9 protein-coding genes are annotated in these 9,000 nt (G+C 57.4%); 2 read left to right on the top strand and 7 right to left on the bottom strand.

The features are described 5' to 3' along the window. Window positions 1-59 precede the first annotated feature (59 nt). The 7 genes from CXF87_RS10880 to recD2 all read right to left on the bottom strand — a co-directional run bounded on the left by CXF87_RS10880 (window position 60) and on the right by recD2 (window position 5,417). Window positions 60-581 (bottom strand): hypothetical protein, encoded by a 522-nt coding sequence (locus CXF87_RS10880; protein WP_008957439.1) that lies wholly within the window; start codon window positions 579-581, stop codon window positions 60-62. Between the two features lie 29 nt (window positions 582-610). Continuing rightward, window positions 611-1,102 (bottom strand): hypothetical protein, encoded by a 492-nt coding sequence (locus tag CXF87_RS10875; protein ID WP_008957438.1) that lies wholly within the window; start codon window positions 1,100-1,102, stop codon window positions 611-613. Further along, window positions 1,099-1,503, bottom strand: coding sequence for a hypothetical protein (locus CXF87_RS10870; RefSeq protein WP_008957437.1), 405 nt, complete (start codon window positions 1,501-1,503; stop codon window positions 1,099-1,101). Before CXF87_RS10870 ends, CXF87_RS10875 begins: the two co-directional genes overlap by 4 nt. Next, window positions 1,490-1,771 carry a hypothetical protein gene (locus CXF87_RS10865; RefSeq protein WP_008957436.1) on the bottom strand — a complete coding sequence of 94 codons (282 nt, stop codon included), beginning with the start codon at window positions 1,769-1,771 and terminating at the stop codon, window positions 1,490-1,492. The genes CXF87_RS10870 and CXF87_RS10865 overlap by 14 nt, the downstream gene beginning before the upstream one ends. Before the next feature lie 14 nt (window positions 1,772-1,785). After that, a complete protein-coding gene (locus CXF87_RS10860) occupies window positions 1,786-2,805 on the bottom strand; it encodes a helix-turn-helix domain-containing protein (protein ID WP_035586634.1) in 1,020 nt (339 codons plus the stop codon). An 80-nt stretch (window positions 2,806-2,885) separates the two neighbouring features. Further along, complete coding sequence (locus CXF87_RS10855; RefSeq protein WP_008957434.1) at window positions 2,886-3,158, bottom strand: hypothetical protein; 273 nt, start codon at window positions 3,156-3,158, stop codon at window positions 2,886-2,888. Between the two features lie 144 nt (window positions 3,159-3,302). Continuing rightward, window positions 3,303-5,417, bottom strand: a complete 2,115-nt coding sequence (gene recD2 / locus CXF87_RS10850; protein ID WP_008957432.1) for an SF1B family DNA helicase RecD2 — start codon at window positions 5,415-5,417, stop codon at window positions 3,303-3,305. A 459-nt stretch (window positions 5,418-5,876) separates the two neighbouring features. Between recD2 and CXF87_RS10845 the strand changes: the two genes are divergently transcribed. Both CXF87_RS10845 and CXF87_RS10840 read left to right on the top strand, forming a co-directional pair. Beyond that, entirely contained in the window at window positions 5,877-8,231 is a 2,355-nt protein-coding gene (locus tag CXF87_RS10845; RefSeq protein ID WP_008957431.1) for a DNA topoisomerase, read from the top strand. A gap of 197 nt (window positions 8,232-8,428) precedes the next feature. Then, window positions 8,429-8,953 carry a hypothetical protein gene (locus tag CXF87_RS10840; protein ID WP_083025292.1) on the top strand — a complete coding sequence of 175 codons (525 nt, stop codon included), beginning with the start codon at window positions 8,429-8,431 and terminating at the stop codon, window positions 8,951-8,953. Window positions 8,954-9,000 lie beyond the last annotated feature (47 nt).

Below are 9,000 nucleotides of genomic sequence, written 5' to 3'. Positions count from 1 at the left end.
GCTGGGTTCCTCTGTAGTTAATGGGTGCGAGATAGAGCACCTTCCGCCATGGTGAAGCGCTAACGAGCCGGGATGGTATGTTTCAAATGAGCGGGAAGGCTCTCCCTTGGAGTTGCGGCTTCATTGGGGAAGGCTTCGAGCACGTATTGCCCCATGAATCGACGCCTAACGCCAAAATACGGGGTGGCCTGACACATCTTCAGCCACTCTGACTGACTCACCACCGGCTGTAGGGCGTGTCGAGTGGCTTCATCCGCTTGGTCCATGGTGACAGGCACTGGTTTGCCGGCCTCCATGGCAATTGCATCCACTAGTCGATCCCAAAGCGCTCGAATCACGCCATCCCCGATCGCGACAAACGCAACGGGGAAACTCAGTCTCGGCAGCTCAGCGTAAGTATCGTTAATCGATTGCCAATCATCGACCGCGAGACTAAGTAGCCACTCATTGGCATTCGTCAGCAGCTCCAATATCGAGTAGTGGGTATAGAGACGGTTCAGCCCCCTGACTCGACATATCTGCAGGCTTACATGCCTCGCGAGGCAGGTGGCTTCTTTACGAACCCGCAAATATTTATGCATTGATCATTCTCCGCAACAGCGCAATGCTTTCAGTCCTCGTCACACTGAGCCTGAAGTAGGTCAGCAATTTCCTGCTCGACAGACGCCACCGCTGGTTGCAGCGTTTCGTCTACTTCGTCCCGACCAAGGCGGGCGATCTCTTTCCAGCGCACCAGTGAGTCACGGGAGACAAGATAGGTACGCGCACAATCACCCTCAGAGGCTTCCTTCTGAAGGGACTCCAACAGCTCCAGGTCACGCATCGAAAATACCTGAATGGCCGGCACAAGCAGTCCAGCCTCTTCTGCTTGTCGGCCTAGTGATGCCATGTCCCAGTCACGTTCAGCCGCTTCGTAGGAGGAATGTGTGGTGGTCTGGTAACCGCACCGCTGACACACCAACCAGTGGGCATGAAACCAGTCGGTGATTCTTTTTAGGTAGTCTGGACTGTCCTGACAGGCACAGACTGGGCATGAGGCTCGCTCGGTCATGGTGCTATCTGGCATATCATGGTGAATGGGGTGTGGGGCAATGGCGTTCATACATGCCCACCTGAAAGCTGGCTCAGGGTCTGTGCCCGAGCATTGGCTGACTCCCTCACGATGTCGGGGGAGAACCCTGCACCACAGTGAACCTCGTTGATCATCACGAGCTGAAGATAGCCGCGATGAATCAGGTATTGGCCAAAGCCTAGATCCGAGATGTCCCGATGCGCATAGGCACCGGAAGCCTCCATCGCGTTAATATCGTCGATGGTTAGGGTGCCCATGTTGAGACTATCCAGTGTCGCTTGGCGATAAGGGGCTTGTAGGCAATATTGCTCAGCCAGCTCACCCAGGTTGAGATCAACCAGGGCACGATATAGCCCGCTGCACTGGTAATGGGTTGCCCCACCGCTAGAGAGTGCCACCAGCTCGCCCTTGCAATGACTAGGTTTCGCCATCGCTTTGCCTCCTGTGATTGTGTTCTCTCCCCTTGGCGATACCTGCATGGGTCAGCTTGTGGGCGCTGAGCATACAGGCATAGGCTGAGTGCATCGCATCGGCAATGATGCGATCGGCCAACTCAAGAGGGGTGGTATCAGTGATGCCAACACGCCGCAGATCTTGCTCAATAACGGCACGATGACGTAGGTACTCATGAAGTTCATTTGCTAGTGCGTCGTCTGCTAGCAAATCCGGCTTGTTCGTTGCATTGAGTGCAGAGCACATGTCTACCCCCTACGTTACTCAGCACAGCTGGTCGGATGATGCCGAAGAATCTCGGCTAGCCGATCCAGGGCTGTTATGGAGATTGTCCGCTCTCCCGCTGCACAACGCGCCTCGTGTCGGCGCAGTAGCGAAAGATCCCTAGGCGAGAAATCGTGATCACGGCAGAATGCTGCCTGCGTCATTTCTCGGTCCTCGAGCAACTGCTCCAGGGCGTCACGAAGCACGACAATATCGGCATACGCGAACCCTCCCTTTCCCAGCTCACTGTCATTATTCGCTTCACCCATACTGGGCAAACCCAGCTCCGGTTCGAGGTTGCATGTAGCGGACTCGGTGTTTAGCGCACCTGCTACAACCAAGTTCTGCCCAATTCCGGGCGTTTCCTCGCGCAACCTGTCGCAAGAGGAGGTAGGGCGCGGGGTGACACCCTTGGCGAATGCTTGCTGGCGCAGTTTGGATAGAGAGGTGATAGCGAGCACCGCGGCCAGCTGGAAGATCAGCAGCGCCACCGCCTGCATGCCGATCAAAGCCTGCTGGCGCCAGGTCCAGGCCTCGGCCGGGGGCGCCGCCACGAGAGTCGCCAACTGGCTGTCAACCTCAGCGAGACGAGCCTGTGCGACTTGTATCGGTTCGAGCCAGCCAGCCCGGGCCTCACTATTTGCCCGGAAAGTCTCGATACTCTCTTCAAGGCGCGAGGCCTCCAGAGCCAGCCGCTCAATGCGCAGCTCCCGGCTGGCGTCGACGTGAGACGCTGACAGCCACTCATCCACCAGAGGCTCGCAAACCATATAGATAGGTCCGGTAAGCGTAAGCACGCTGGCGACCATGGCCAGCATTCGCCGAGCCAGCTGGCGCTGATACCAGAGCCACAATGCAACGACTTCTAGGAGAACAGCCCAGGCCCAACCCATCGGCCCAACAAACTCAGTCCAAAACTGAATCGCATGCACCTGCAACAGCGCGATCGCGCCAGCAAGTACCAGCAAAGGCGGCACCATCTCGATGAACCGTGTTGTCGGTGACTGATTGCCCATTACGTTGACTCTCCACAAAGCTCACACACATTGCCGTACCCACTAATCCCCTTTCCAAGAAGGCGGGGTGATCAGCTTTTCTAGTCCGCATCCGGTTCAGTTTCGTCACCTGCCGAGGTGGCCACAGCCATCGGCGTTCCCAGCAGCGGCGCGGGGGGAGGCGGTGGCTGTTCAGGCTCAGACGCAGCCATTCGTATCCCGATCGTCAGCGCCAGCAGCGCCGACCAGGCGACCATCCAGCGGATTAAAAAGCGGCGATCCTTGAGATTACCCCAGCCGAAAATGAGCATCACAGCCAGGAAGACGGCATACGCGAGAGCGCCGACCCAGAGAATGGCGATGAAGCCGGTCATGCCACACCTCCGGTCACAAGCGCCTCAACGTGTCCCAGCTGGGAAAGGCAGGCTGTAGGTGGCTCGCCGGGGTCCCGGGCGACTTCAAGCCTTCTCTTGGCCATGGATCTCTCCTTTATAGGTTGGTGATACTGGTGAGGCAGGCTAGCGCAACCAAAGCGGTAATGAGGTAAGTCGACGCTGCCCGGTGACATGATGGACGGCTCGCTTAATCGCAGAAGGGTGACCAACGAGTACGACGCGGCGTTTGCCCCGAGTGAGGCTGGTGTAGAGCCATTGTCGCTCTAGCATGTGCCAATGCGATCTCACCAGAGGAATGACCACGGCAGGGAATTCGGACCCCTGCGCTTTGTGTCCGGTCATGGCATAGGCCAGCTGCAGCTTGCCGAGGGTGTCGCTGGTGAATAGCACTTCACGATCCTCAAACCGCGCCAGCACGGTTTTCTCCTCAGCGTCTGCCGTCACCACATAGCCGAGATCACCATTAAAGACATCACGGTTATAGTCATTCTCGGTCTGCACGATCTTGTCCCCTGGCGCCCATTGGCGACCATGGATTGTCACAGAGCCCCGATCGCCCGGGACGTGATAGCTTCGTAACGCTTCATTGAGAGCACGGGTTCCGACCGGACCACCGTGCATGGGTGTCAACACCTGCACTTCATAAAGAGGATCGAAGCCACGCGCCAGCATGTCTTCAGTGGCCACCCGCAATGCCACACGACACACCAGCTCGGGGTCACCGCCTTCCGGCACTTCGACAATCTCAAAGTCGCTATCTGGTACCGATTGAGGACTATTGCCCTGGTTGACGGCGTGCGCCTGGACAGTAATTTGCGAGCCAGGCCCCTGTCGCCGGATCTGTTGAAGACGTGCCACTGGGATAGCACCCGAACCGATCACATCGCGAAGAATGTTTCCCGGCCCAACCGAGGCCAATTGATCCTGATCACCGATGATGAACAGTCGGCAGTGGTCAGGCAGCGCCACCACCAGAGCCAGAAACAACGGCACATCGACCATCGATGCTTCATCAATGATCACTACATCCGCTTCGATCGGGTTGCTAGCATTAAACTCAAAGCCGCTGGCGCCAGCGCCCAGGAGACGATGAATAGTAGACGCCGGCCTCCCGGTTGCCTCCGACATTCGCCGAGAGGCACGGCCAGTTGGCGCACACAGCGCCAGCTCAAGGCCAGCATCATCCAGTGTCTGCGCCAGCACCTCAGTCACCGTGGTTTTCCCCACCCCCGGCCCACCCGTAAGCACAGCCACCCCATACGCAAGGCAGGTCTCCAATGCTTGGCGCTGCTCATCACTGAGCACCCGGCCATCCGACAGCTCGCCATCAACACGCACTTGGTTGCAGCCATTCCAATGCACCGCACGCGCTAGCAACGCGGTGGCGATGGTTCTCTCGGCTTCCACCAGCGAAGGCAGGCCAACTAGCCCGCCCTCAACACTTATAAGTTTTTCATGCGCCAGCAGCAGTTCAACAACCGAGGCCATGCGTGCCACGTCGACCCCGAGGAGCTGCGCGCCTTCCGAGGCCAATTCATCCGAGGTTGCCAGGGTATGCCCCGAGGCTGATCGTGCATCAACGACATGGCGAAGCCCCGCAATGAGTCGATCGCGGTGGGTCAACTCGAAGCCAAGAGATTGAGCCATAGCATCGGCTATACGAAACCCTATACCTCGAGTCTTCAATAAGGTGCGGTAGGGGTTGGCGGATACTTTCGCAATGGTCTCCTGGCCCAACTGGCGAAAGACCGACATTGCACGTGAAGCGCCCAGACCATGCCCCTGCAGGAAGATCAATGCATCACGCGCTTCTTGGTACTCATTCCAGCTCGCCGCTATCCCCACTGCTTTCTTCTTACCGATGCCTGACACAGCCCGTAAGGCCTTTTCGTCACCGAGTACGTCGCGCAGCCCATCACCGAAATGGGCGACCAACCGCGCAGCGAACTTGGGGCCAATGCCGGCCACCTTGCCACTCGCAAGGTATGCACCCAGCGCTTTGGACTCCTGAGGTATTTGCGTGATGAGCCGATCGGCTTTGAACTGCTTGCCGAACTTAGGATGCGTGCCCCAAGTGCCGCGGGCCTGTACAGACTCCCCCTCGTTGAGCGGCTGACATACAGCCACCAGCGTTACCTCCTGTTCCTGAGCATCGCGCACAGTCAGGATCTGAAATCCCTCTTCACCTACGAAACGAACGGCACTGATCACGCCGCTCAATTCCTCAAGGTTGTCCATGGATCGCCCTCGCAAATAAAAAAAACCCGGCTGGGGAGGCCGGGTGAGGTACAGGGAAACAGGCTCTTACTGGGGAGCGTGGATTGTCAGCACGCCCGGGCCGCGCCCGACTTCAAACTCTGGATCTGCTACTGGGGAGCCCTCTGAGTTGAGAGTGAGAGAGAAGCCGGATCAGGGCTAACTCAGAGGGCTCTCCGGTAGCCCCGTTACCGAGACGACCAGACGGCTAATGCGCATCCCCGAAGCCGTGTCAGGGGAGAGAGGAGATAGCGGGCGCAATCCGCTTAATTCGTTCGGCAGAGGGTTGTTAAGCTTTTTCCGCTGCCTATGTGTTGCTATACTAGACGACACTTTTTAAGTATGCAATACACTTTAGAGATGAAAGACATCGTATTGTCGGTTTGCTTCTGAGCGGTGCTTATTCCGCTTACTTTCCTCTACCGAAGGACGACCTTCAGGATGACATCACGAGCACTCATTCTGTGTGAGAAACACTCCGACCAGGCCGACAAAATAGCCCCTGCTTTAGGTCTTACGCGCAGCGGCAACGCCTACACCGGCACCTGGAATGGCATAACACTTACCTTAGTTTGGGCCGCTGGGCATTTGCTGGCGCCTGTTGAGCCTTCCGAGGTGAGCCCAGAGGCCAATTGGCGCGATCCCCGCAGTCTTCTGCCCCTACCTACCGCCTTTCCTCAGACGCCTACCGACCGCGGTAAGAAATACCTGGGAAACCTTAAAAAAGAACTCTCTCAAGCAACAGAAGTATGGTTGGCCACCGATCCAGACCGCGAAGGCGAGGCCATCGGGTACGAGATCCTGCAGTACGCAAAGTACCGCGGTTCGGTGAAGCGGATGTGGCTGACCGGCTCTATGGAAGCGGCCGATGTTCAGGCCGCGGCCAAGCGCCTCAGGAACGCCGGAGAAACCATTTCTTTCTGGCGGGCTCAGCAGGCCCGAGCCAACGCGGATGGCTTCTGGCAGTACCTTGTCCGTGCATACACGGCAACCGCTCGCTTAGGCCTTATGGGTAGCGATTTAGCCAAAGGTAAGGGCAAGGCTGGGCTCGTGTCGGCCGGCCGCGTACAGTCCGCCACCCTTGGGCTAGTTGTTACCCGCGATCGCGCAATTGAAGCCTTCATTCCAGTCGATCACTACCAGGCGAAGATCACCCTGGGCGGGGGCGAGCTGACCTATTCACCGGCCACCCCAATAGCTGGCGCCAGCAGCATCCAGCTGCAGGATGACGGCAAGCCGATGTTCCTGGACAGGGCTGCCATGTTGGCCTTTACCAAGCGCCTAGAGACCGTCGATAACGCCGCCATTCTGGAGGCCGAGACAAAGCAAACAGCCAAGCATCCACCGCTGCCATACAGCCTCACAGCGCTTCAGCGAGACATGTCAAAACAGTACGGCCTCACGGCCACACAGACGCTGAAAGCGGCCGATTCAATGCGAAGCGATGGTTACCTGACCTACCCACGAACAGAGCATGGAGAACTGCCCGCCAGTCTGTATAACCGGAACGATTTATTGGCCATTCTGGGTGGCGCAGCAAAGGCTGATGACGCGCTTATGGCGCCAGCCCGCCAAGCTGGTCGCCGGCATTGCATGGAGAGTGCGGAGGTGCCACGGCCACGTTGCTTTACCGACAAGCCGATGAACCACCACGGGATCATTCCAACGCGCAAAACTCCGAACCTCGCAGATCGTACCGAGGCCGAACAAAAGGTCTACCTGGCCTGTGCAAAACAATTCATCCAGGCCCTCCTGCCAGCCGCTACCGTCGAGTCCTTGAGTGTCAGCGCCAGCATCGATGTCGAGGACGTGATAGAGCGGCAGCCAGCGCTGTTTTCCGGCACCTTCAAGCGCGTCATTGACCACGGCTGGATGTCCGCTTTCGAGGCTCACAAAGAACAGAAAGACCTGCCACCACTGGTAGCCGGCGCCAGCATTCCCATCGAGGCTGTAAGGCTTCATGAGGCACGCACCGAGCCGCCCAAACACTACACGCTGCACGACCTGCTAAGCGCAATGCTCAATGCAGGCCGACACGTCGAAGGGGAAGATGCAGCAGCACTCCGAAAGGCTGAAGGGATCGGCACCCCAGCCACTCGGGATACGGTTATCCAGACGTTGTTTGATCGCGAATACGTAGCCACCAAGCGCAAGGGGAAACAGCAGCTAATTGTCTCCACACCACGAGGCCGCGCATTCATCGATAACACCCCCACCGAACTCTCCGATGTGCGCGTGACAGCCGCTTGGGAGCGCCAGCTCGATGCAATCCAGAACGCCCCCAACGACACAGCGGCTAAGCACGCCCGCGACACGTTTATAACTGCTCAACGCGACTTCATTACTACCCGCATCAAAGAGGCAATCGACATCATGGACAATGCACCTGAGGCAGTTTTAGAAGCAGCCAATGGCCCCACAGAGAACATGGTTTCCGCAGCACGCAAGCTAGCCGCTGCACGCAGTCTTACGCTACCAGAGGGCATCGAAAAGAGCTTCGAGATATGTCGCTCATTCCTGGACGAGGTAATGCAGCAGACACCGCCGCCGACCGACAAGATGAAGGCCTTGGCTATGCGCCTAGCTGGCGAAAATGGTGTGACGCTGAATGGAGAACTGACCTCATTCAGGGAGTGCAAAACCTTCATCGATAAGTATATGCAGATCCAAGCTCCGACCGCGAAAATGATAGCCGCTGCTGAGTCCGCCGCGAAGCGCTACCAAGTAAAACTTCCCGAGGCTGCCCGCACCTCAATACAGGAGTGTCGCGTGTTCCTAAACGAGCATCCACGCTAGCCCCGCCGAGAGGCATCCCGGGCACCCCTTGGATGGGGCTAGGACACTTGGCCGATCGCATAAAAAGCAAACCGAAAAGGACTCCCCTCGCCAAGGAAGGCGCTCAATTTTACACCCGCCAGACGTACCCACTTAGCCCCTTTAAAGCCACTCAGAACAACACGCCTGATGAGTGATAGAAGACGATAGGAACCGCAATGCACGAAGTACATCACGACGATGAATCACAGGCCGAGAACACTCATCAACGTCAATCACGCCGTACTGTTGATAGGGAGGTGCTAGCACACGAGGCCGAGCTAATGGTGGGCGCACTGACAGCCGATATAGATGCAATTATGGGCGAGTACACACGGCAGCTACTGGACATTGTTGAGCGCATCAGGCAGGCCCAACCACGTACCCATGGCGCGGTACTTTTAGATGTTAGTCGGTGTGGCTATGGATGCCTCGGGTGCCCTCACCCGGTATGGCGTAAATGGGTCAACCGACAACAGCATAGCCGGCACGCACCCTCAACGTGGCATGCCGTTAGAATACAGCGACCAGGGGTAGCAGCAAGGGCGAAAACCGTGCCTCAAGAGGCGCGAGAGCTGATCGCTGAAGCCCTCGTGTTGATCGAACGAAGAGCACGCTTTATCGACCATTTGAAACGTATTAACAAGGCCATTGGTACTGCTCGCCACTACCGACCAGAGCTAGGCCAACAAGGAAACAATTAGGACGGCATGACAATCTTTTAATAGCGCATTATTCGATTTCTCTATGG

It is taken from the genome of Halomonas sp. MES3-P3E (assembly GCF_002836035.1).
GTDB lineage: Bacteria > Pseudomonadota > Gammaproteobacteria > Pseudomonadales > Halomonadaceae > Vreelandella > Vreelandella arctica.
The sequence above is the reverse complement of the archived record's forward strand: the minus strand, read 5'-3'. Positions and strand labels throughout refer to the sequence as shown.

Excerpts from the sequence above, each read along its gene's own strand:
- CXF87_RS10855 (WP_008957434.1), bottom strand. The coding sequence starts at position 3,158 with ATGACCGGCTTCATCGCCATTCTCTGGGTCGGCGCTCTCGCGTATGCC.
- CXF87_RS10875 (WP_008957438.1), bottom strand. The coding sequence starts at position 1,102 with ATGAACGCCATTGCCCCACACCCCATTCACCATGATATGCCAGATAGC.
- CXF87_RS10865 (WP_008957436.1), bottom strand. The coding sequence starts at position 1,771 with ATGTGCTCTGCACTCAATGCAACGAACAAGCCGGATTTGCTAGCAGAC.
- CXF87_RS10880 (WP_008957439.1), bottom strand. The coding sequence starts at position 581 with ATGCATAAATATTTGCGGGTTCGTAAAGAAGCCACCTGCCTCGCGAGG.
- CXF87_RS10870 (WP_008957437.1), bottom strand. The coding sequence starts at position 1,503 with ATGGCGAAACCTAGTCATTGCAAGGGCGAGCTGGTGGCACTCTCTAGC.
- CXF87_RS10845 (WP_008957431.1), top strand. The coding sequence starts at position 5,877 with ATGACATCACGAGCACTCATTCTGTGTGAGAAACACTCCGACCAGGCC.
- CXF87_RS10860 (WP_035586634.1), bottom strand. The coding sequence starts at position 2,805 with ATGGGCAATCAGTCACCGACAACACGGTTCATCGAGATGGTGCCGCCT.
- recD2 (WP_008957432.1), bottom strand. The coding sequence starts at position 5,417 with ATGGACAACCTTGAGGAATTGAGCGGCGTGATCAGTGCCGTTCGTTTC.
- CXF87_RS10840 (WP_083025292.1), top strand. The coding sequence starts at position 8,429 with ATGCACGAAGTACATCACGACGATGAATCACAGGCCGAGAACACTCAT.